This is a genomic window from Pseudorhodoferax sp. Leaf274, assembly GCF_001422445.1.
Lineage (GTDB): Bacteria > Pseudomonadota > Gammaproteobacteria > Burkholderiales > Burkholderiaceae_C > Pseudorhodoferax.
In genome coordinates, this window is record NZ_LMNA01000012.1 from 117,600 (window position 1) to 140,185 (window position 22,586).

At 69.2% G+C, this 22,586-nt stretch carries 20 protein-coding genes; 11 read left to right on the forward strand and 9 right to left on the reverse strand.

The annotated features are described in order from the left end of the window. Positions 1-15 precede the first annotated feature (15 nt). The 9 genes from ASF44_RS14620 to ntrC all read left to right on the forward strand — a co-directional run bounded on the left by ASF44_RS14620 (position 16) and on the right by ntrC (position 9,466). Positions 16-969: a cytochrome D1 domain-containing protein gene (locus ASF44_RS14620; protein WP_056900292.1), complete on the forward strand. Its 954-nt coding sequence runs from the start codon at positions 16-18 to the stop codon at positions 967-969. Beyond that, positions 956-1,789, forward strand: coding sequence for a polysaccharide deacetylase family protein (locus ASF44_RS14625; RefSeq protein ID WP_056899960.1), 834 nt, complete (start codon positions 956-958; stop codon positions 1,787-1,789). The genes ASF44_RS14620 and ASF44_RS14625 overlap by 14 nt, the downstream gene beginning before the upstream one ends. Continuing rightward, entirely contained in the window at positions 1,777-2,745 is a 969-nt protein-coding gene (locus ASF44_RS14630; protein WP_056899961.1) for a sterol desaturase family protein, read from the forward strand. Before ASF44_RS14625 ends, ASF44_RS14630 begins: the two co-directional genes overlap by 13 nt. Before the next feature lie 21 nt (positions 2,746-2,766). Continuing rightward, positions 2,767-3,690 (forward strand): EI24 domain-containing protein, encoded by a 924-nt coding sequence (locus tag ASF44_RS14635; protein ID WP_056899962.1) that lies wholly within the window; start codon positions 2,767-2,769, stop codon positions 3,688-3,690. Then, a complete protein-coding gene (locus ASF44_RS14640) occupies positions 3,662-4,498 on the forward strand; it encodes a molybdopterin-binding protein (protein WP_056899963.1) in 837 nt (278 codons plus the stop codon). The genes ASF44_RS14635 and ASF44_RS14640 overlap by 29 nt, the downstream gene beginning before the upstream one ends. Positions 4,499-4,712: 214 nt before the next feature. Further along, positions 4,713-6,128, forward strand: coding sequence for a type I glutamate--ammonia ligase (glnA, locus tag ASF44_RS14645; protein ID WP_056899964.1), 1,416 nt, complete (start codon positions 4,713-4,715; stop codon positions 6,126-6,128). Positions 6,129-6,285: 157 nt separating this feature from the next. Next, positions 6,286-6,777, forward strand: a complete 492-nt coding sequence (locus ASF44_RS14650) for a hypothetical protein (RefSeq protein WP_056899965.1) — start codon at positions 6,286-6,288, stop codon at positions 6,775-6,777. 83 nt (positions 6,778-6,860) lie between these two features. Further along, complete coding sequence (gene glnL / locus ASF44_RS14655) at positions 6,861-7,883, forward strand: nitrogen regulation protein NR(II) (protein WP_056900293.1); 1,023 nt, start codon at positions 6,861-6,863, stop codon at positions 7,881-7,883. A gap of 50 nt (positions 7,884-7,933) precedes the next feature. Next, positions 7,934-9,466: a nitrogen regulation protein NR(I) gene (ntrC, locus tag ASF44_RS14660; protein ID WP_056899966.1), complete on the forward strand. Its 1,533-nt coding sequence runs from the start codon at positions 7,934-7,936 to the stop codon at positions 9,464-9,466. 9 nt (positions 9,467-9,475) lie between these two features. Here the strand turns inward: ntrC and ASF44_RS14665 are convergent, their stop codons facing one another. The 7 genes from ASF44_RS14665 to ASF44_RS14695 are packed head-to-tail and all read right to left on the reverse strand — an operon-like array spanning position 9,476 to position 16,961. Beyond that, entirely contained in the window at positions 9,476-11,479 is a 2,004-nt protein-coding gene (locus ASF44_RS14665; RefSeq protein ID WP_056899967.1) for a transketolase, read from the reverse strand. Continuing rightward, positions 11,479-12,486 (reverse strand): transketolase family protein, encoded by a 1,008-nt coding sequence (locus ASF44_RS14670; protein ID WP_056899968.1) that lies wholly within the window; start codon positions 12,484-12,486, stop codon positions 11,479-11,481. Before ASF44_RS14670 ends, ASF44_RS14665 begins: the two co-directional genes overlap by 1 nt. Continuing rightward, positions 12,483-13,337, reverse strand: a complete 855-nt coding sequence (locus tag ASF44_RS14675) for a transketolase (RefSeq protein ID WP_056899969.1) — start codon at positions 13,335-13,337, stop codon at positions 12,483-12,485. Before ASF44_RS14675 ends, ASF44_RS14670 begins: the two co-directional genes overlap by 4 nt. 18 nt (positions 13,338-13,355) lie before the next feature. Further along, entirely contained in the window at positions 13,356-14,615 is a 1,260-nt protein-coding gene (locus ASF44_RS14680) for a TRAP transporter large permease (RefSeq protein ID WP_056899970.1), read from the reverse strand. 10 nt (positions 14,616-14,625) lie between these two features. Then, positions 14,626-15,162, reverse strand: a complete 537-nt coding sequence (locus ASF44_RS14685; RefSeq protein WP_056899971.1) for a TRAP transporter small permease — start codon at positions 15,160-15,162, stop codon at positions 14,626-14,628. A gap of 8 nt (positions 15,163-15,170) precedes the next feature. Continuing rightward, positions 15,171-16,151, reverse strand: a complete 981-nt coding sequence (locus ASF44_RS14690) for a TRAP transporter substrate-binding protein (RefSeq protein ID WP_056899972.1) — start codon at positions 16,149-16,151, stop codon at positions 15,171-15,173. Positions 16,152-16,211: 60 nt separating this feature from the next. After that, positions 16,212-16,961: an SDR family NAD(P)-dependent oxidoreductase gene (locus ASF44_RS14695; protein ID WP_056899973.1), complete on the reverse strand. Its 750-nt coding sequence runs from the start codon at positions 16,959-16,961 to the stop codon at positions 16,212-16,214. 138 nt (positions 16,962-17,099) lie between these two features. Here ASF44_RS14695 and ASF44_RS14700 point away from each other — a divergent pair, with 138 nt between their 5' ends. Next, entirely contained in the window at positions 17,100-17,996 is an 897-nt protein-coding gene (locus tag ASF44_RS14700; protein ID WP_056899974.1) for a LysR substrate-binding domain-containing protein, read from the forward strand. Between the two features lies 1 nt (position 17,997). Here the strand turns inward: ASF44_RS14700 and xth are convergent, their stop codons facing one another. Both xth and ASF44_RS32355 read right to left on the reverse strand, forming a co-directional pair. Next, positions 17,998-18,771 (reverse strand): exodeoxyribonuclease III, encoded by a 774-nt coding sequence (xth, locus tag ASF44_RS14705; RefSeq protein WP_056900294.1) that lies wholly within the window; start codon positions 18,769-18,771, stop codon positions 17,998-18,000. Between the two features lie 76 nt (positions 18,772-18,847). Continuing rightward, positions 18,848-19,939: a helix-turn-helix domain-containing protein gene (locus ASF44_RS32355; protein WP_162243811.1), complete on the reverse strand. Its 1,092-nt coding sequence runs from the start codon at positions 19,937-19,939 to the stop codon at positions 18,848-18,850. Positions 19,940-20,135: 196 nt separating this feature from the next. On the opposite strand from ASF44_RS32355, the gene ASF44_RS31795 reads away from it, so the two are divergent. Then, positions 20,136-22,559: a hypothetical protein gene (locus ASF44_RS31795; RefSeq protein ID WP_056899976.1), complete on the forward strand. Its 2,424-nt coding sequence runs from the start codon at positions 20,136-20,138 to the stop codon at positions 22,557-22,559. Positions 22,560-22,586: the final 27 nt, after the last annotated feature.

Below are 22,586 nucleotides of genomic sequence, written 5' to 3' on the forward strand. Positions count from 1 at the left end.
TTCCGGATCGGCGCCATGCTGTTCGCGCTGGCCGTGTTGTCTCCTCTGGCTGCGCATGCGCAGCGCGCCCCGGTCTTCGTGCTGAACTCCCTGGACGCTTCCGTCAGCGTGATCGATCCGGTCACTTGGCAGGAAACGCGCCGCATCGCCACCGGCAAGGAGCCGCACCACCTGTACATGACGCCGGACGAGAAGTCGGTGATCGTGGCCAATGCGCTGAGCGACACGCTGACCTTCATCGACCCGCGCACGGCCGAGGTGCAAAAGGTGGTGCGCGACATCGTCGACCCCTACCACCTGCGCTTCTCGCCCGACATGAAGTGGCTGGTGATCGCTGCCAACCGGCTCAACCACGTCGACCTGTACCGCTGGAACGGCCACGACCTGCAGATGGTGCGCCGCCTGCAGACCGGCAAGACGCCCAGCCACATCTGGATCGACGCGCGCAGCACGACGGCCTACGTGTCGGTGCAGGACAGCGACGAGCTGATCGCCGTGGACCTGGCCACGCAGCAGATCCGCTGGCAGGTGGCCACCGGCAAGATGCCGGCCGACGTGTTCGGCACGCCGGACGGCAAGAGCCTGCTGGTCGGCCTCACCGGCGCCGACGGCGTACAGGTGTTCGACATCTCGGGCAAGGAACCCCGCGCCACCAAACTGATCAAGACAGGCAACGGGGCCCATGCCTTCCGCAGTGCCGGCGACGGGCGCCATGTCTTCGTGAGCAACCGCGTGGCCAACACCATCAGCAAGATCGATCTGCACACCCTGGAGGCCGTCGCCAGCTACGTGGCGCCCGGCGGGCCGGACTGCATGGAAGTCTCGGCCGACGGCCGGCTGCTGTACTTCACCTCGCGCTGGGCGCGCAAGCTCAGCGTGCTCGACCTGCAGAGCGGCAAGCTGGTGCAGCAGGTCAAGGTCGGCCGTTCGCCGCATGGCGTGTGGACCCTGGACCATGCCACGCGCTGAGCGTGGCCTGCCCTTGCGCAAGGCCATCGCGGCCGCTGTCGCGCTGGTGCTGACGGGCCAGGCCGCCGCCAATTGCACGCGGCCGCTCTACCTCACGCTGGACACCGGCCACATGGGCGTGGCCCCGCTCGTCGCCGAGGTGCTGCGGCGCCAGGATGTGCGCGTGACCTTCTTTGCCGCCAACGAGGCCACGCAGCAGGGCGATGGCAGCCTGGGCGACGACTGGGCCGCCTGGTGGCGCGAGCGCGCGCGCGAGGGCCACGCCTTCGCCTCGCACACCTATGACCACGTCTACTGGAGCGCCGACGTGCCGCCCGGTCGCGACGGCACGGCGCGCTTTCGCATGCGTGCATCGGCCGGCCCCCACATCGGCCAGACCCGGCTATTCACGGCCGCGCAGTACTGCGAGGAGATCGGCCGCGCCGCGCGCCGGCTCGAGCACATCACGGGCCAGCCGCCGCTGCCGCTGTTCCGGGCCCCGGGCGGGCGGACCTCGCCGGCGCTGCTGTCGGTGGCGCGCGGCTGCGGCTATGCCCACGTGGGCTGGGCGCCCGCCGGCTTCCTGGGCGACGAATTGCCCAGCGAGCGCTATTCCAACGCCGACCTGCTGGCCAAGGCCTTGCGCGACATCCGTCCCGGCCAGATCCTCGTGGCCCACCTGGGCATCTGGTCGCGCAAGGACCCGTGGGCGCCGGCCGTGCTCGAGCCCTTGATCGAGGGCCTGAAGGCCAAGGGCTTCTGCTTTGCGACCTTGCGCGAGCACCCGGACTATGTGCGCTGGATCGCGGCGAACAAGGACGACCCACCGTGGAGTCGCTGACCGACCTGTTCGCCAGCGCGCAGCAGTGGCTGTTCGAGTCGCTGGTGCAGCCGCTGGTGTTCGCGCTGGGGCTGGGTGGCTGGCTGGAGGATGCCTTCACCGCCACCGGCTGGCTGCTGGTCGGTCTGCTGCAGATCGCGGCCATGCTGCTCGTGATCGGCCCGCTGCAGCGCTGGCGGCCGGTCGAGTCCGTGACCGACCGGGCAGCCATCCGCACCGACATCCTCTACACCCTGGTGCACCGCCTGGGCCTGTTCCGGCTCGCGCTGTTCTTCACGCTGGAGCCGTGGATGGACGACGTGTTCGGCTGGCTGCGCGTGGAGGGCTGGTCCACCTGGCACCTGGACGGCCTGTGGCCTGGCGTGACGGACGTGGCCTGGGTCAGCTTCGTGCTGTACCTGCTGGTGTTCGACCTGGCCGACTACGCCATCCACCGTGGCCAGCACCGCTTCCAGTGGTGGTGGAACCTGCATGCGCTGCACCACTCGCAGCGCCAGATGACGATGTGGAGCGACAACCGCAACCACCTGCTGGACGACCTGCTGCGCGACGCCATCCTGGTCGTCGTGGCGCAGCTGATCGGCGTGGGCCCCGGCCAGTTCGTGGCCATCGTGGCGCTGACGCAGCTGTCCGAGAACTTCCACCATGCCAACCTGCGGCTGTGGTTCGGCCGGGTCGGCGAGCGGCTGTGGATCAGCCCGCGCTTCCACCGGCGGCACCACAGCATCGGCATCGGCCATGAATCCGAAGGGCGCAACAGCCTCGGGGGCGTCAACTTCGGCGTGCTGCTGCCCTGGTGGGACATGCTGTTCCGCACCGCCGACTTCGCCGTGCGCTACGACCCGACCGGCATCCGCGACCAGGTCGAACCCGGCCCGCACGGCGTGCGCGACTACGGCCGCGGCTTCTGGCGCCAGCAATGGCTGGGCGTCATGCGCCTGTTCGGGCGCGCCTGAGCGCCGGGGTATCCTCAAGCCATGCGTCTGTTGATGGATTCCTTCTGGCGTGCGGCAGCCTACTGCCTGCACCCGCGTGTCGTCGCCCTGTCGATCCTGCCACTGGTGCTGATGGCCGCGCTGGCGTTGGGCCTGGGCTACTTCTTCTGGGAGCCGGCCGTGGCGTGGATGCGCGCCTGGCTGCACGGCTGGCCGTTGTTCGGCACCGTCATGGGCTGGCTGCAGGGCCTGGGTTTCGGCGCCGTGCAGGCGGCGGTGGCGCCGCTGCTGCTGATCGCGCTGGTCACGCCCGTGGTGGTGGTGCTCTCGCTGCTGCTGGTGGCGGGCCTGGTCACGCCGTCGGTCGTCGCGCTGGTCGGCGAGCGGCGCTTTCCGCGGCTGGACAAGCGCCATGGCGGGTCCTTCCTCGGCAGCCTGTTCGGCGCGCTGTGGGCCACCATCGCCGCGCTGGTGGTGCTGGTGCTGTCGATTCCGCTGTGGCTGGTGCCGCCGCTGGTGCTGGTGCTGCCGCCGCTGATCTGGGGCTGGCTGACCTACCGCGTGATGTCCTACGACGTGCTGGCCGAGCATGCCAGCAAGGCCGAGCGCACCGCCCTCATGCGCGAGCACCGCGCCACGCTGCTGATCCTCGGTGTGCTGACGGGCTACCTGGGCGCCGCGCCGGCGCTGGTCTGGGCCTGGGGCGCGCTGACCGTGGTGCTGGCCCCGGTGCTCGTGCCCGTCTCCGTCTGGCTGTACACGCTGGTGTTTGCCTTCTCTGCCCTGTGGTTCACGCACTTCGCGCTGGCCGCCCTCGAGGCCATGCGCGCGCAGGCCGCCAGCGTGCAGGTGGCGCCGGCAGATGCCGCATGGCCCGCACCCAGCGCGGTGCTGGTGGAGCAGGGCGACGACGCTTCTCACCCGACTTCCCGTCCCTATGCCCCCACGCCACTCCCCCCTCCCTGAGACCCTGCCTGCGGCCGTGGGCCTGGTCATCGTCGGCGACGAGATACTCTCGGGCAAGCGTGCCGACAAGCACATGGCCAAGGTCATCGAGTTGCTGTCGGCCCGCGGCATGCAGCTGGCCTATGCCGACTACGTGGGCGACGCGCCCGAACGCATCACGGCCACGCTCGCGCGGGCGTTCGCCTCGGGCGACCTGGTGTTCTCGTGCGGCGGCATCGGAGCCACGCCGGACGACCACACCCGCCAGTGCGCCGGCGCAGCGCTGGGCCGCCCGCTCGTGCTGCATCCCGAGGCCGCGGCCCTGATCCGCGAGCGCATGCAGGACATGGCGCGCGAGCAGGGCCTGTCCTACGAACCCGACCGCCCGGACAACCAGCACCGGCTCAACATGGGCGTGTTTCCGCAGGGCGCAGCCATCATCCCCAACCCGTATAACAAGATCGCCGGCTTCAGCCTGGGCCACGTGCATTTCGTGCCGGGCTTTCCCGTCATGGCCTGGCCGATGGTCGAGTGGGTGCTGGACACGCACTATGCGGCGCTGCAGCGCCGCGCCGCTTGGGTGGAGCGCTCCGTCGTCGTCTATGGGGCCATGGAGTCGGCTTTGGTGCCGCTCATGGAGCGCATCGAGCGCAGCCATGCCGGCGTGAAGGTGTTCAGCCTGCCCAGCGTCGACCACCCCGAGCACGGCCGCCACATCGAACTGGGCGTGAAGGGCGTGCCGGCGGCTGCCGAGCCGGCCTACGCCGACCTGCTGCAGGACCTGCGCGCGCAGGCCCTGCCGCTTGGCCCCGAATTGGTGCGCTCGTAAGCGCCATTTTGGTGATCTCGCAAGATTGCACCAAGAACGTGCAAACACAGGAGTTTGCGCGCATGCGTTGTAGGATGCACGCCCGTCGTGGCGGGCTTTTCGCGCACGGATCCGCGCGTATCGGCCGGTTTTGGTGCGCACCCGTTTGGCACGGAACCTGCATCCAAGTCCCCGTCTTATCTGTAGACCCCAACCAACCCTCAGGAGCTTTTTGATGGCCAAGACCGTCGCAGACGTGATGAAAATGGTGAAGGAGAACGAAGTCAAGTTCGTCGACTTCCGCTTCACCGACACCCGTGGCAAGGAGCAGCACGTCACCGTGCCGGTGTCCCACTTCGACGAAGACAAGTTCACGTCGGGCCACGCATTCGACGGCTCCTCGGTCGCGGGTTGGAAGGGCATCGAAGCCTCGGACATGCAGCTCATGCCCGACCCAAACACCGCCAACATCGACCCCTTCTTCGAAGAAACCACGCTGTTCCTGCAGTGCGACGTGATCGAGCCGGGCGACGGCAAGGCCTATGACCGCGACCCGCGTTCCATCGCCAAGCGCGCCGAAGCCTACCTGAAGGCCTCCGGCCTGGGCGACACCGCCTTCTTCGGACCGGAACCCGAATTCTTCATCTTCGACGGCGTGCGCTGGAGCAACGAGCCCGGCCGCGTGTTCAGCGAGATCGAAGAGTACGAAGCCCCCTGGAACAGCGGTTCCAAGCTCGAAGGCGGCAACCGCGGCCACCGTCCCACCGTTAAGGGCGGCTACTTCCCGGTGCCCCCGGTCGACAGCACGCAGGACATGCGCGCCGAGATGTCGCTGATCCTCGAATCGCTGGGCATCCCGGTCGAAGTGTTCCACCACGAAGTGGCAGGCGCCGGCCAGAACGAGATCGGCACGCGCTTCTCCACGCTGGTCGAGCGCGCCGACTGGACGCAGGTGCTGAAGTACGTGGTCTGGAACGTGGCCAACACCTACGGCAAGACCGCCACCTTCATGCCCAAGCCCTACGCCGGCGACAACGGCTCGGGCATGCACGTGCACCAGTCCATCTGGAAGGACGGCAAGAACCTGTTCGCCGGCGACGGCTATGCCGGCCTGTCGGACTTCGCGCTGTACTACATCGGCGGCATCATCAAGCACGCCCGCGCGCTGAATGCCATCACCAACCCCGGCACCAACAGCTACAAGCGCCTGGTGCCCGGCTTCGAAGCGCCGGTCAAGCTGGCCTATTCGGCCCGCAACCGCTCGGCCTCGATCCGCATCCCGTACGTGGCGAACCCCAAGGGCCGCCGCATCGAGGCGCGTTTCCCCGACCCATCCGCCAACCCCTACCTGGCCTTCTCGGCCCTGATGATGGCCGGCCTGGACGGCGTGGAAAACAAGATCCACCCCGGCGAAGCCGCCACCAAGGACCTGTACCACCTGCCGCCGGAAGAGGACAAGCTGGTCCCCACCGTCTGCCACAGCCTGGACCAGGCCCTGGAGTACCTGGACAAGGACCGCAGCTTCCTGACCAAGGGCGGCGTGTTCACCGACTCCATGCTGGACGCCTACATCGAACTCAAGATGTCCGAAGTGACGCGCTTCCGCATGGCGCCGCACCCGGTCGAGTTCGACATGTACTACTCGCTGTAAGGCGCATGCCGGCCCGCCGCAACTTGTGGCGGCCGGCGCAGTCACAGCAAAGGACGGCCGCGGCCGTCCTTTTTTCATGGAGCGCGCGCCCAGGGGCATCGGGGTGGCGCGCTACCATGCGCTGCGACCCAACCGAAGGCCTCCTCCCATCCGACGCATGAAGACTGCCATCGTTCTTGCCCTGATTTCCGCCATGCTCGCACCCGCCGCCTGGGGCCAGGTGTACCGCTGCGGCAACGAGTACACCAACAACATCCGCGATGCGCGCGAGGCGCAGCAGCGCGGCTGCAAGCTGGTGGAAGGCGGCAATGTGACGGTCATCGAAGGCCCCAAGCCGCGCGCAGGCACCACGCCCGGACCGGTGCGCGCACCGGCCGCCGCCGCGCCGCGCAGCGACGACAGTGCCCAGCGCACGCGCGATGCAGAGGCGCGCCGCATCCTCGAGAACGAACTGCGCAAGGCCGAGGCGCGGCAGGCCGAGCTGCTCAAGGACTACAACAATGGCGAGCCCGAGAAGGTGGGCGGCGAAGCGCGCAACCACCAGCGCTACCTGGACCGCGTGGCCGAGATGAAGGCCGCCATCGCGCGCAACGACAGCGACATCGCCGGCATCAAGCGCGAGATCGCGCGCCTGCCGGCCGCCCAATGAGCCCCACGAGCCCGACCAACAAGACCCGGCCCGTGCGACCTGTGTCGCCCGCGACGAGTTCGCGCTTCCACACCTTCGACCTGCTGGCCACGCTGGTGACGGTGCTGCGTGCCGACGGCACGGTGCTGTTCGCCAATGCCGCGCTGGAGGACGCGCTGGGCTTCTCGCGCCGGACGATCGAGGGTTCGTCCTTCTCCGATTTCTTCACCGAACCGCACCTGGTGCAGAACGCGCTCGAAGGCGCGCAGAGCAACGAGTTCGCCGCGCTGCGCTACGACGCCTTCCTCAAGCGCGCGACCTACGAGCCCCTGCCCGTCCACGTGATCGTGGCGCCGGCCGAGGAGCCGGGCGAGATCATCATCGAGCTGCTGCCGCTGGAGCAGCAGGCGCGCCAGGACCGCGAGGAACGCCTGATCGACCAGGCCCAGGCCAACAAGGAGCTGATCCGCAACCTCGCGCACGAGATCAAGAACCCGCTGGGCGGCATCCGCGGTGCGGCGCAGCTGCTGGAGATGGAGATCGACTCGCGCGACCTGATCGAGTACACGCAGGTCATCATCCACGAGGCGGACCGGCTGCAGGCCCTGGTCGACCGGCTGCTGGCACCGCACCGCCGCCCGCACGTGGTGGGCGACGTGAACATCCACGAGGTCTGCGAGCGTGTGCGCTCGTTGATCGTGGCCGAGTTCCCGCGCGGGCTGAAGGTCGTGCGCGACTACGACACCTCCATCCCCGAGTTCCGCGGCGACCGCGAGCAGCTGATCCAGGCCCTGCTCAACATCACGCACAACGCGGCCCAGGCCCTGGCCGAACGCGTGGCCGCGGGCGATGCCGAGATCACCTTGCGCACGCGCGTGGCCCGGCAGGTTACCTTTGGTAAACAGCGCTATCGACTGGCACTGGAATTGCATGTCATCGACAACGGACCAGGGGTCCCGGAGTCGATCAAGAGCCGCATCTTCTACCCGCTGGTGTCGGGTCGCGATGGGGGATCGGGACTGGGGCTCACGCTCGCGCAGACCTTCGTGCAACAGCACCATGGCCTGATCGAATGCGAGAGCATCCCTGGCCGAACCGATTTCAAGCTATTGATCCCGCTGCCTTGAGCCAGTCGCTCGCGGCACCCCCGGCGGGACGACCCGAGGTGACGATAACCATGAAGCCGATCTGGATAGTAGACGACGACCAATCCATCCGCTTCGTGCTGGAAAAAGCGCTGCTGCGCGAGAACCTGCCCACGCGCAGTTTCACGAATCCACGCGAAGTGCTGGCCGCCCTGGAGGGCGCCAGCGACGAGGACGGGCCGCAGATCCTGGTCAGCGACATCCGCATGCCGGGTGGCTCGGGCCTGGATCTGCTGGGCAAGGTCAAGGAGCTGCATCCCGGCCTGCCGGTCATCATCATGACCGCCTTCTCCGACCTGGACAGCGCCGTCTCGGCCTTCCAGGGCGGCGCCTTCGAATACCTGCCCAAGCCCTTCGACCTGCCCAAGGCGGTGGAGCTGATCCGCCGCGCGGTGGAGGAAAGCCAGCGCGAGGAAGTGTCCGAGGAGCGCATGGCTGCCGCGCCCGAGATGCTGGGCCAGGCACCGGCGATGCAGGACGTGTTCCGTGCCATCGGCCGGCTCAGCCAGAGCAACGTCACGGTGATGATCACGGGCGAATCCGGCTCGGGCAAGGAGCTCGTGGCACGCGCGCTGCACAAGCATTCGCCGCGCGCCAACGGCCCCTTCGTCGCGATCAACACGGCGGCGATTCCCAAGGACCTGCTGGAGTCCGAACTGTTCGGCCACGAGCGCGGCGCCTTCACGGGCGCGCAGACCATGCGGCGCGGGCGCTTCGAGCAGGCCGAGGGCGGCACGCTGTTCCTCGACGAGATCGGCGACATGCCGTTCGACCTGCAGACGCGCCTGCTGCGCGTGCTGTCCGACGGGCACTTCTACCGCGTGGGCGGGCACAACGCCGTCAAGGCCCATGTGCGCGTGATCGCCGCGACGCACCAGGACCTGGAGCAGCGCGTGCGCGAAGGCGTGTTCCGCGAGGACTTGTTCCACCGCCTCAACGTGATCCGCCTGCGCCTGCCGGCGCTGCGCGAGCGCAAGGAAGACGTGGCCATGCTCACGCGCCACTTCCTGCAGCAAAGCGCCGCGCAGCTGGGCGTGGAGCCCAAGCGCATCTCGGATGCCGCGCTGGCGCAACTGGGCCTGTTCAACTTCCCCGGCAACGTGCGCCAGCTCGAGAACGTGTGCCACTGGCTCACGGTGATGGCGCCGGCCCAGGTCATCGAGGCCAAGGACCTGCCGCCCGAGGTGCTGACGGCTGCCGCCGCCAGCGCCGCTGCGCCGGTGGCGCCGCCACGGCCCGTGGCCAGCCACGACGTGCCGGAGCCCGTGGCGAGCAGCCCCCTGGCCGAGGCCCTGCCGGGCGAGCCGGTGCCCGTGTCCGACCCCCTGCCGCCGCTGGGCGGCGGGACGGTCGCCGCATGGGAGCGTGGCCTGGAAGCCGAGGCGCTCGAGCTGCTGGCCGCCGACCGCCACGACGTCTGGGACGTGCTCACGCGCCGCTTCGAGTCCAAGCTGATCCTGACCGCGCTCAACAACACGCGCGGGCGCCGCATCGAGGCCGCGCAGAAGCTCGGCATCGGGCGCAACACCATCACGCGCAAGATCCAGGAACTCGGCCTGGAATAAGCGCGCGCTTCAGTCCAGCAGGCCCAGCGCCTGCTCGACGATGGCCTGGGCCGTGATGCCGAAGTGCCGGTACAGCGTCTCCGCAGGGCCGGAGGCGCCGAAGCCGGCCATGCCCACGAAGCCGCCGCGCGCGCCCAGCCAGCGCTCCCAGCCGAAGCGCACCGCGGCCTCGCAACCCACGCGCACGCCGCCCTCCACCCCCAGCACCTCGGCGCGGTAGCCGGCGTCCTGGGCCTCGAACAGCTCCCAGCAGGGCATGGACACCACCGCGGTGGCGATGCCGCGGGCCTGCAGCTGCGTGCGGGCCTGCAGCGCCAGCGCCACCTCCGAGCCGGTCGCCAGCAGCGTCGCGCGGCGTGCGCCGCCCTCGGCTTCGGCCAGCACATAGGCGCCGCGGCGGCAGAGGTTGGCCTCGCTGTGCTGGCTGCGCACCAGCGGCAGGGCCTGGCGCGCGAACACCAGCGTGCTGGGGCCGTCCCGGTGTGCGTAGGCGATCTCCCAGCACTCGGCCGCCTCCACCGCGTCGGCCGGCCGCAGCACCCGCATGTTGGGCATGGCGCGCAGCGAGGCCAGGATCTCCACGGGTTGGTGGGTCGGCCCGTTGCGGCCGATGCCGATGGAGTCGTGGCTGAACACGAACTTGACCGGCAGCCGCATCAACGCGGCCATGCGCATGGCCGGCCGCTCGTAGTCGGCGAAGGCCAGGTAGGTCAGCGCCAGCGGCACCACGCCGCCGTGCGCGGCCATGCCGTTGGCCATGGACCCCATCACATGCTCGCGCACGCCGCAGTGCACATAGCGGCCACTGCGGTCCTCGGCCGTGAAGGCGGTGAGGCTGCGCTTGTGGGCGATGGGTGCTTCCAGGTCGGCGCAGGCGACCAGCCGCTCGGGCATGGCCTGGGCCAGCAACTCGTTGAGTTCGGCCGAGATGAAGATGCCGCTGGGCAGCGGCTCGCGCGCGAGGGCCTCGCGCTTGTAGCGCCCCAGCAATGCGCGGAGGTTTTCGGGAGGCGTGCCGGCCAGCGTGCGCTCGAACTCCATGCGCTGGGCCGAGGGCAGGGCGGCCACGGTTTGTTTCCAGGCGGCGCGCTGCGGGCCATGGCGGCGGCCCATCGCGCGCCAGGTGGTGAGCAGATCGTCCGGTACCTCGAAGGCCGGGTGCGGCCAGCCGAGCAGCGCGCGGGCCGCCTGCGCATCCTCGGCGAACAGCCTGCCGCTGTGGCCGCCACGCTGGCCCTGCAGCCGCGCGATGCCGCGCGCGATCACGGTGCGGCAGGCGATGAAGGAGGGCCGCGGGTCGGCCTTGGCCGCGCCGATGGCGGCGGACACCGCCTCCACGTCGTGTCCGTCCACCTCCTGCACATGCCAGCCGGCCACGCGCACGCGCGCGGCCACGTCCTCGCTGATGGACAGTTCGGTCGCGCCGTCGTCGGTGATGCGGTTGTCGTCCCACAGCAGCACGAGCTTGCCAAGGCGCAGGTGGCCGGCCAGCGCCAGCATCTCCTGGCCCACGCCCTCCTGCAGGCAGCCGTCGCCGACGAAGGCGTAGGTGTGGTGGTCGACCAGCGCGCTGCCGAAGCGCGCGTTCAGCGCGGCCTCGGCCACGGCCATGCCCAGCGCGTTGGCGATGCCCTGGCCCAGCGGCCCGGTCGTGACCTCGATGCCCGAGGCGGCATCGATCTCGGGGTGGCCCTCGCAGCGCGAGCCGAATTCGCGGAAGCTGCGCAGCTGCTCCAGCCCCATGCGCTCATAGCCCGTCAGGTGCAGCAGCGCATAGAGCAGCATGGAGCCGTGGCCGTTGGACAGCACGACGCGGTCGCGGTCCGGCCAGGTCGGGTCGCAGGCAGCGAACTTCAGGTGGTCGCGGTACAGCGCGGTGGCGATCTCGGCCATGCCCAGCGGCACGCCCTGGTGGCCTTCGCCGGCGCGCACGATGGCGTCGATGGCCAGGAAGCGGATGGCGTTGGCGAGTGGATCCAGCGGCTCCAGCGGGGCGGTCACGGGTGCGTCCATCAGCCCAACCACCCTTTGATGCGCGCCGCCAGTGCGCTGCGGCTGATGCCGTAGCGTTCGTGCAGCGTGGGCAGCGCGCCGGCGTCGAGGAAGGCGTCCGGCAGCCCCGCCAGCTGAAAGCCCGCGGGCTGCACGCGGTGCCGCAGCAGCGTGCTGGCCACGGCCTCGCCCAGGCCGCCGATGACCGAATGGTTCTCGGCCACGACCACGAGCCGGTGCCTGTAGCGCACGGCCTCGACGATGGCCGCCTCGTCCAGCGGCTTGATGGTGGGGCAGTGCAGCACGGCCACGCCGACCTTGTCGGCCGCCAGGTCCTGCGCCACCTCGAGCGCGCGCATGGTCAGGATGCCGCTGGAGATGACCAGCACATCCGCCCCTTCGCGCAGCAGCTTGGCCTTGCCCAGCTCGAAGCGGTAGCCCTGGACCTCGTCCAGCACCAGCGGCACCTGGCCGCGCAGCAGCCGCATGTAGACCGGGCCCGGGTGCGCCGCGATCTGCGGCACGGCCTGCGCGGTGTCCAGCGCATCGCAGGGGTCGACGATGGTCAGGCCCGGGATGCCGCGCATCATCGCCAGGTCCTCGGTGGCCTGATGGCTGGGGCCGTAGCCTGTGGTCAGTCCGGGCAGGGCGCAGCAGATCTTCACGTTCAGGTGCTCTTCGGCGATGACCTGGTGGATGAAGTCGTAGCCGCGCCGCGTGCCGAACACGGCGTAGGTCGTGGCGAAGGGCACCAGGCCCTCCTTGGCCATGCCGCCGGCGGCCGCCATCAGCAGCTGCTCGGCCATGCCCATCTGGAAGAAGCGCTCGGGGTAGGCCTGGCCGAACAGGTGCAGGTCGGTGTACTTGGCCAGGTCGGCCGTCAGGCCCACGACCTCGGGATGGCTGGCGGCATAGTCCACCAGGGCCTTGCCGAAGGGCGCGGCCTGCGTGCGCTGCCCTTCGTTGGCGATGGAGGCGATCATGGCCGAGGTGGTCAGCCGCGGCTTCTTGTCGAGGACGCTGCTCATGCGTGGACTCCCTGGGCTTCGTGAGGACGGTGCTCGTCGAGGATGGCCAGCGCCTGCTGCCATTCGGGCGGGTCGACGCGGATGAAGTGGTTCTTCTCGCGCTGCTCGAGGAAGGGCACGCCCTTGCCCATCAGCGTGTCGCACAGGATCACGCGCGGCCGCGGCGCGCTGTCGGCGCGGGCCTGGTCGAAGGCCTGGCGCACGGCGGGCAGGTCGTTGCCGTCCACGCGCTGCACCTGCCAGCCGAACGCGGCCCACTTGTCTGCCAGGGGCTCGAAGCCCAGCACCTGGCGCGAGGAGCCGTCGGCCTGCTGGTTGTTGATGTCGACCAGGCAGACCAGGTTGGCCAGGCCGTGGTGGGCGGCGGCCATGGCCGCCTCCCAGGTCGCGCCCTCGTCGAGTTCGCCGTCGCTCATGGAGTTGTAAACGAAGGCCGGGTTGCGCTTGTGGCGCAGCGCCAGCGCCATGCCCACCGCGATGGCCAGGCCCTGGCCCAGCGAGCCGCCGGAGATCTCCATGCCAGGCGTGTAGCTGGCCATGCCGGACATGGGCAGCCGGCTGTCGTCGCTGCCGTAGGTCTCCAGCTCGCTCTCGGGGATCACGCCGGCCTCGATCAGCGCGGCGTAGTGCGCAATCGCGTAGTGCCCGTGCGAGAGCAGGAAGCGGTCGCGGCCTTCCCAGCTCGGGTCGGCGGGCTTCAGGTTCAGCGCGTGGCCGTAGGCTACCGCCAGCACGTCGGCCCAGCCCAGGGCCTGGCCGATGTAGCCCTGGCCCTGCACCTCGCCCATGCGCAGCGCGTGGCGGCGGATGCGCCAGGCGGCCTGCGCCAGCGCGGCATTGCTCGTGGTCATGGCAATCCTTGTTGAAGACTATCGGAGGATGCTGGCGGGCACGTACGAGACGAGCGCCAGCACGAGGAAGGCCACCAGGTAGAACGGCCCCAGTTCGCGCACCGTGTCGCCCACCTTCACGCGGGCCAGCGCGCTCGTGATGAACAGCGTGGTGCCCACCGGCGGCGTGTACAGGCCGATGGCCAGGTTCACCACCATCATGATCCCGAGCTGCGTCATGTCCATGCCGATGGCGTTGGCCAGCGGCACGAACACGGGCGTGAGCAGCAGCACGGCGGCCGGCAGGTCGATGAACATGCCCAGGAACAGCATCAGGAGGTTCATGAGCAGGACCACGAGCCAGGCCGCGTGCACGTTGGCCTGCACCCAGGCGGCGATGCCCTGCGGCATCTGGTCGAAGGTCAGCAGCCAGCCGATCGCGGCCGAGGCCATGATCACCAGCAGCACCACTCCTGTGGCCAGCCCGGCGTGCACCACGGCCTGGCCCAGGCGCTGCCAGCCCAGGTCGCGGTAGATCACGGCCGACACCAGGCCGGCGTACAGCGTGGACAGCACGGCCACCTCCGTCGGCGTGGCGATGCCGAAGCGCAGGAACACGATGATGAGCACCGGCAGCAGCACGGCCGGCGAGGCGTAGGCCAGGTGGCGCTTGAAGGCCGGCATGTCGAAGGGCGTGGTGTCGCGCGGGAAGTTGCGGCGCTTGCCCACCCACCAGCAGGCCAGCATGAAGCCGCCGCACATCAACAAGCCCGGCAGGATGCCCGCGACGAACAGCGCCGCGATCGAGGCGTTCGCGCTCAGCGCGAACAGGATCATCGGGATGGACGGCGGGATCAGGATGTCGATGGTGGCCGCCGCCGCCAGCGTGGCCGCCGAGAACGCCGACGGATAGCCCAGCCGCTGGTGCCAGGGGATCAGGAGCGAGCCGATGGCCGAGGCGTCGGCCACGGCCGAGCCCGAGACGCCGCCGAACAGCGTGGACGACAGCACGCCCACCTGCGCCGGGCCGCCGTGGAAGCGGCCGATCAGCGTGGACAGCACGCCGATCAGCGCCTCGCCCAGCCGCCCGCCCATCATCAGCGAGCCGGTCAGCATGAAGAACGGGATCGCGATCAGCGGGAAGCTCTGGACCTGGGCCACCATCTGCTGCACCAGCAGGTCCAGCGGCACGCGCTCGGAACTGGCGGCTGCGGCCATCGCGGCCATCAGCAGCGCATGGGCGATGGGCATGGCCGTGACGGCCGCGCCCATGAACACGAAGAGGATCAGTGCACTCATGGCCGTGCGCTCACCAGTGGGCCGCGGGCACGCGGGGTTCGCTCGGCGTGTTCGCGCGCGCCGGTTCCGCCTGCGGCGCCTGCCAGGTGCGCCAGGCCGATTGCAGGGCGAGCACGGCCAAGAGCGCCATGCCGCCCATCACGCAGCCGTAGGTCAGCGACCCCGGGATCTGCAGGATCGGCGAGCGCTCGTCGTGCACGATGTCCAGCATGCGCAGCGTGGCCCAGGCCAGCGTGGCGTAGAGGCCGCCCACGGCCAGCCAGCTGCCCGTGGCGACCCAGCGCACCACGTGGGGCGGCACGGCCTCCATGAGGAAGGTGGTCGCGATGTGCGCGCCCTTCAGCGCGGCCAGCACCACGCCGGCCATGACCAGCCAGGGGAACAGCAGCTCGGGCACTTCGCTGGCCCATTGCAGGCTGGCGCCGGTGGCATAGCGCAGCACGGTGTTGATGACCAGGATCACGAAGATCGCGGCCGTGCTCACCCACAGCACCAGCGTGCAGACGGCGGCCACGCCGCGTTCGACGAGGTTCGGAGTCGGTGCCATGGCGCTGCTTAGTTGGCGCGCGCGGCGGCGATGACCTGCTTGACGTAGGCGCCGATGGGGCTGGCCGACCACTTGGCGTCCACCGCCGTCGTGCCCTTCTCGAAGGCGGCCTTGTCCACCGTGTCGATGCGCACGCCCTTGGCCTTCATCTCGGCGATGAGCTTGTCGTCCGATTCCTGCGAGAGCTTGCGCTGCAGCGCCGTCGCCTCGGCGGCGGCCTCCATCACGGCCTTGCGGTCGGCCTCGGGCAGCCGGTCCCAGCTGCGCTTGCTCATGAGGAAGGGCGTCATCTCGTACTTGTGGCCCGTCAGCGAGATGTACTTCTGCACCTCGTAGAGCTTGCTGGCGTGGATGTTCATGAGCGGGTTCTCCTGCCCGTCGACCACGCCCTGCTGCAGCGCCACGTAGAGTTCGGCGAACTTGATCTGCTGCGCCTCCGCGCCCAGCGCCTGCATGATGTCCACGGTGACAGCGTCGGGCGGCGTGCGCATCTTCAGGCCCTTCAGGTCCTCGGGCTTGAGCAGCGGGTGCTTGCTGTTGCTCATGTGGCGGATGCCGTTGTCCCAGTAGCCCAGCACCACCATGCCCTTGGCCGCGGTCTTGTCGGCCAGCTCCTTGCCGAGCGGGCCGTCCATGAGCTTCCAGGCCTGCGGCAGGCTCGCGAACAGGAAGGGCATGCCGAAGGCCGCGTACTCGGGCACGGCATTGGCCAGCGCGCCCTGCGAGTTGGCCGAGAGGTCCAGCGCGCCGGTGCGCAGCGCCGTGACCATGGCCGCGTCGTCGCCCAATTGGGCCGAGGGCGCGACCTGCACCTCGATGCGCCCGCCCGTCCTGGCCTTGAGCACCTCGGCGAACTTGACGGACGCCTCGTGGCGCGGGTTGCCGGGGGCGGCGCCGTGGCCCAGCGTGAGCTTGGTCGTCTGCGCCAGGGCCGCACAGGGCAGGGCGGCGGCGGCCAGCAGGGTCAGCAGGAAGGCGGTGCGTTGCATGGTGTTGTCTCCGTTGTCGATGTGGTTGCAAGGTGCCGGTGGAAAGAGGCGTCCGGGGGCTCAGTGGATCAACATGCCTCCGTTCACGTCCAGCGTCACGCCGGTCAGGTACTTGGCCAGGTCGCTGGCCAGGAAGACCACGCAGCCCGCCACGTCGGCCGGCTCGCCGATGCGGTTGAGCGGGATGCCGTCCAGGATGCCCTGCAGCTTCTCGGGCGGGATCAGGCCCTTGTTGATGTCGGTGGCGATCAGGCCCGGCGTCACGCAGTTCACGCGCACGTTGTCGCCGCCGTACTCGCGCGCCATGGCGCGGGCCAGGCCCAGCACGCCGGCCTTGGCAGCCGAGTAGTGCGGCCCGCCCAGGATGCCGCCGCCGCGCTGCGCGCTGACCGAGGAGATGCAGACGATGGCGCCCGATTTCTGCGCGCGCATCGCGGGCAGCACGGCCTGCGACATGTACAGCGTGCCGCGCAGGCTCACGTCGAGCACGGCGTCGTAGTCGGCGCCCGTGATGTCCAGCGTCTTGCGCGGCTGCGTGATGCCGGCGTTGTTGACCAGGATGTCGATGCGGCCCAGGGCCTGCACCACCTGCGCGGCGGCCGCCTCGCACGAGGCCTTGTCCGTCACATCGGCCACCAGGCCCAGGTGCTGCGGCCCCAGCCGCGCGGCGGCGCCAACCGGCTCGGCGCGTTCGAGGTCTAGCACGACGACGCGCGCGCCCTGTTCGGCCATCATGCGCGCGGTGGCGAATCCCAGTCCGTTGAGTCCGGCGCCGCCGGTGATGACGGCGACTTTGTCCTTGAGCAGCATCTGCGAGGTCTCCTGTGGGTGGTCCGTGCCCGCAGGCTGCGGGCGCGGCCGGATGTTCGCGGCGGCCCTAGATGTACGGCAAGCGATGGTTCATCAACCTAAGATGACCGACCTTCACGATAAGACCGGGTTTCTCCCATGCGTGCCTTGCCCCCCATCACCACGCTGCAGGCCTTCGAGGCGGTGGCGCGCCGGCGCAGCTTCACGCTGGCCGCGGCCGAGCTGCACCTGACGGCCTCGGCCGTGAGCCACCAGGTCGCACGGCTGGAGGGGCAGCTGGGCCTGCGGCTGCTCGAGCGCAACGCGCACGGCGTGCGCCTGAGTGCGGCGGGCGAGCGCTACCTGGAGCGCGTGGGCCAGGCCCTGAACGTGATCGCCACGGCCACCGACGACCTGCGCGAGGGCGTGGCCAACAGCCTGTACGTGCATTCCTCGCCCAGCATCGCCACGCTGTGGCTGATGCCGCGGCTGCCGGCCTTCGCCCAGGCCAACCCGGAGATCGCGATGAACCTGTCGGCCGCGCACATCCACAGCGACTTCGGCCTGGGCACGGTGGACCTGGACATCCGCTACGGCAAGCCGCAGTGGCCGGATCTCGTCATCGAGCCGCTGTTCGAGGAGCCCATCCTGCCGCTGGCCAGCCCGGCCTTCGTGCGCGCGCACTGGCTCAAGCGCATCGCCCAGCTGGCCGATGTGCCGCTGATCCAGAGCAATGTGAACGTGGTGCAGTGGAACGACTGGTTCGCCGCGCATTCGGACCTGCGCGCGCCCGAGCGCTTCAGCCTGCGCTTCGACCGCGCGCAGATGGCCATGGACGCGGCCGTGCTGGGCCTGGGCGTGGCGCTGGAGAGCGCGGTCATCGCGGCCGGCCACCTGGCAGAGCGCCGGCTGGTGCCGCTGTTCGGCCTGGAGAAGGCCGTACGCGTGAAGGCGCACTTCGTGGTCTATCCCGCGCGGCATGCGCGCCGGCCCGCGGTCGAGGCCTTCCTGGCCTGGGTGCACGCCGAGGCGGCGCGCACGGTGGCGCAGGGCTGACTCAGATCTCCAGGGTCACCGGCGCGTGGTCGCTGGGCTTTTCCCATTTGCGCGGCACGCGGTCGATCGTGCAGGCCTTCACCTGCGGCTTTACCGCCGCGCTGACGAGGATGTGGTCGATGCGCAGGCCGCGGTTCTTCTGGTAGCCCAGCATGCGGTAGTCCCACCAGCTGAAGCTCTTGGGTGGTTGCTCGAACATGCGGAAGCTGTCCGTCAGGCCCAGGTCCAGCAGCGCCTGGAAATGGGCGCGCTCCTGTTCGGAGTGGTGGATGGTGCCGGCCAGGCCCACCGGGTCGTAGGTGTCGCGGTCGTCGGGCGTGATGTTGAAGTCGCCCAGCAGCACCAGCTGCGGGTGCGCCGCCAGCTCGGCGCGCAGGTAGGCCTGCAGGCCGTTGAGCCAGTTCATCTTGTAGACGAACTTGTCGGAGTCCAGCGCCTGGCCGTTGACGAAGTAGCCGTTGACCACGCGGATCGGGCCGCTCGGGCCGTCCACCGTGGCCGCGATCACGCGGGCATGCTCGTCGTCGAAGCCGACGATGTTCTTGACCACCTCGCGCACCGGCGTGCGCGAGAGGATGGCCACGCCGTTGTAGGTCTTCTGGCCGAAGATGGCGGATTCGTAGCCCGCCTCGCGCAGAGCGTCCAGCGGAAACTTGTCGTCGGTCATCTTCAGTTCCTGCAGGCACAGCACGTCGACCGGGTTGGCGGCCAGCCAGGTCAGGACATGGTTCAGGCGGGCGGTCAGGGAGTTGACGTTCCAGGTGGCGATGCGCATGGTGTTCACAGGCGATGGAGGGTGAAGAGGAGGATTTCTGGGGGCATGGCTAGCCCGGATGCAGTCGTTGGCTGGATCAGTGCCCGATGGCTACGGCAGCTGGTGCGGTCGTCATTGCCTGGGCCTGCACGTTCTGCGCCGTTTCGAGGCGTGCCAACTGGGTCGCCATGGCCTGGCGCCATGCCGTGGATTGCACGTCTTCAGGATACGCGCGCAGGGCCCGCACCGCGTGCGGTGGCATGCCAAAGCGCTTCTTGAACGCACGGCTGAACGAGGTCGGATGGGCGAAGCCCACCGCATGCGCCAGCTGCTTGAGCCGCGGGTGCGCGGGATGGGGCGCGGTGATGGCCTGGAGCGCCCGGTTCAGCCGGCGATCCAGGATGTAGGCGGCCACGCCCCCCAGCGGCTCGAAGAGCCGGTACAGGGTAGCCCGTGACAGGCCGAAGGCGCGCGCCAGATCGTCCGGACCCAGATCGACGCGGGCCAGCTGGTCTTCGATGAAGTTCGTCATGTCGGTCAGCGAGGCCAGGCCCGCATGCGCGGTCGGGCTGCCGCAGGGGCGCTTGGCATGCTGCAACCCGCCGGCGACCAGCTGGACCATGGCGTCGCTGAAGGAAGGCGATTCGGCGGTCGTGATCCGGGGCGCCAGTGCGTGGCAGGTGCGCATCTGCGCCAGCAGCATGTCGCGCAGGGCACCTTGGCGCAGCACGGTGCCATGGATGTCGGCCACCGAGGGCAGCAGTTCGGCAAGCCGGCGCCGTGCGACGTGCAGCGAGATGTTGTCGACCCGGTCGGTCTGGATGTTGAACGGCCGCGTCAGGTCGAAGAAGGCGATCTCCTCGGCTGCGACCATGCGCACGCTGCCGTCGACCTCGCAGCGGAACGACCCGCTGAGGTAGGTCAGCACCAGGATGTCGTCGATGCCGGATCTGGCGATCGTTCGGTGGTCGCGCTCGAACCGCGCCCCGGCGCCGACCGCGCGCGACAGCAGCACGTCGGGCAGGCAGGTGATGGACGCATGGGCGAAGAACGGCTCCTCGGCCCGCACACGCACCAGATCGAACATCGGATGCACCAGGATCCGGAAGTTCTCGAAGCTGTCCGGCGCCTCTGCGGACAACGCGATCTCCTGGCGCTGGACTCTGGTCGGTGCGGCGGGGTGGGTCATGCGCAGCGATTCTGCCAACACGCCCGGGGCGGCGCATACCCCATGTCTTGATTTCTTGACACAGGGTCTCATCGCGTAGCGGACGGTGCACTGCTGCGGCATGCTGCCGACCTCCCGGCGCGGAGGGCCTCCTGCGCCGTACCGCCCGGGGGCACCGACATCCCTGCCCTGGCCCCACAACAGCCCAATATCTGCCATGCCTGAAGAAACATCCCCCATCGCCCAATGGTGCCGCGAGGCGCGAGAAATCCTGGGCCACAGGAAGACGGCGCGCGCGAGCCTGGTCTCCAGCGAGGATTCGGGAGAACCGCCGGACGACGACACGCCCGAACTGCTCCGCAAGCTTGGAGGCTTCTCCAGCTTCGCCACGCAGGTCGCGTCTTTCCAGGAGCGCCACGCCGACCTGGTGCGCCAGTTCCGTCTGGCGCAGCCCGGTTCGCAGAAGAGCCGCTTGGGCGCCGCGCTGCAAGAGCTGAACCAGGCGGTCAGGGCCGCACTGGACGAAGCGCCGAAGCGCAATGCCGCCGCGCGCTGGCCGGGTGAGGTCGAAGGCGCCCGCACCAGGAAGCCGCGCGACGGACTGCACCACGTCGATCGCATCCTGCGCGAGATCAAGAGCTTTCGCGGCGGCGACGACCAGGCCTGGGAATCACAGCTCGACGTGTTCGCGCAACAGGCGGATGCGATGCGCCTGGCCGTGATCGAGGGCGCCAAGGCGTTCAAGCGCCAGGCGTTGGCGCAATGCGTGGCCGTCCGGACCGAGGCGTCCGGCGGCAAGCTGGCCGGCGGCAAACTGGCGACGACGATCCGCGGACTGCGCGAACGCATGGCTGCGCTGAAGGACGAGTGCCAGGCCTGCGGGCTCGACGTGTCGGACATCGAAGCCACGGTCGATGTCGACGTGCTGGAGCGACTCTACGAGGCAGGCTTTCCGCAGCGCACCGAGGGGGCCACGCCGCGCGAGGTCAAGGCCACCGAGGGCAAGGCGCCGGAGCTGGTCGACGGGCAAGGCACGCTGGACTTCCTCAATTCCGAGCGCGTCGGCAAGAACTGGTTCACGCTCAAGAAGCTGTTCAAGGCGGGCGAAGTCGACGAGGCGCAGATGAAGCAGGCCTGGGCGCTGCGGCAGAAGATCGTGGACGACTACATGGCCAATCCCGTGACCGAGACCTACAAGCTGGTCAAGGGCAAGACCTGGATGGCGCCGGGCTCGACCAACCTGGAGTCGGACATCGACGTCACCATCCTGGACCACCACTGGTCTGGCGGCAAGGACGACGAGCAGCGCAAGATCCTGAAGACCGACGCCGCGATCGTGAAGGAGTTCAACGACTGGTTCCTGGCCAAGTACGGCGCCCAGCCCGGCATCATGTTCGACGTGAACCTCTATGCCAGCGCCAAGCCGCGCAGGCCGCTGCCGCCGGTGGACAAGCAGTCGCCGGTCGAGAAGGCCATGACCAGCATGACCAACGCCGGCCAGGATGTCGGCGCGCTGATGAAGATGCGGCGGTTCATGGATTGGGAGGAGTTCATGGACTACCAGGAGACGGTGCTCGAGCAGATGCGCGAGGCCGGTGCCAGCGACACGGACATCGACACGACGCGTGCCCAGTTCGAGGAGGCCGATGGCAAGTTCCAGCTGTCGATCCGGTCGGGCCTCGACAAGCTGGTCGCGCTGCTCGAACCCAAGAGCGACCGCACGGACGAGCAGACCAAGGCGTTGAAGATCGTCCACACGGCGCTGGAACAGTGCAAGACGCTGTCGGAAGTCGAAGGCCAGCAGCTGATCCTGCAGACGTCGCGCGAGATCGAGCACATGCAGGACGTCGCCATGTGGGTCAACAACGAGCTGTACACCCAGGGCATCGCCGAAGTCCGCCAGCTGGAGCTGGAGGTCGACGCCTTGAAGAAGAAGATCGAGGAGGGCGGTCTCGGCCCCGGCTCGCCCGAGGCCACCGAGATGGCGGGCAAGGTGACGCGCCTGAAGACCCTGTCGACCGACACCGTCTTCTATGCCAACGAGGCCTACCACAGCGAAGGGCCGTTCGCCCACATCGTCGATGCCACGCAGGCGGTCAAGGGATCGCTGGAGGCACAGCTCGGCTCCCCGCCGAGCCCCCAGCAGATCGCCGAGGAAACCAATAGGCGCCTGGAAGCCCTGTCGGTCCACCTGTGCCTGCAGTCGTTCAACGAGCAGGCCGGCGACATGCTCAAGGACCTCGGCCACTACCTGGACGAGCCCAATCCCGGCATCGGCTTCTACCGGGCGTCCAAGTACCTGGTCCGCTTGATGGACGCGCTGGCGCTGCTGATACGCAAGGGTGTGAAGGTCGAGGGCCTCGATCCGGACCACATCGCGCAGCAGGTCAAGAGCACGCTGCTGGCGGCCCGCAAGGGCGAGATCAAGTTCGAGGGCATCACCGACACGACCGCGGAGGAACGCGAGATCCAGGCCTACGCGATCGAGCAGATGCAACGCATCCTGGGCGTGCGCACGCTCGGCGCGCTGGGCGCGTGGGTCAAGAAGACCAGCGCCCAGGTCAATGCCCTGGCCCGCAAGGAAATCGCCAAGGAAATGCGCGCGGCCAAGGAACTCGAGACGGCTTACTTCACGGCATGACGCACCCGAGCCCGCAACTGAACGCAT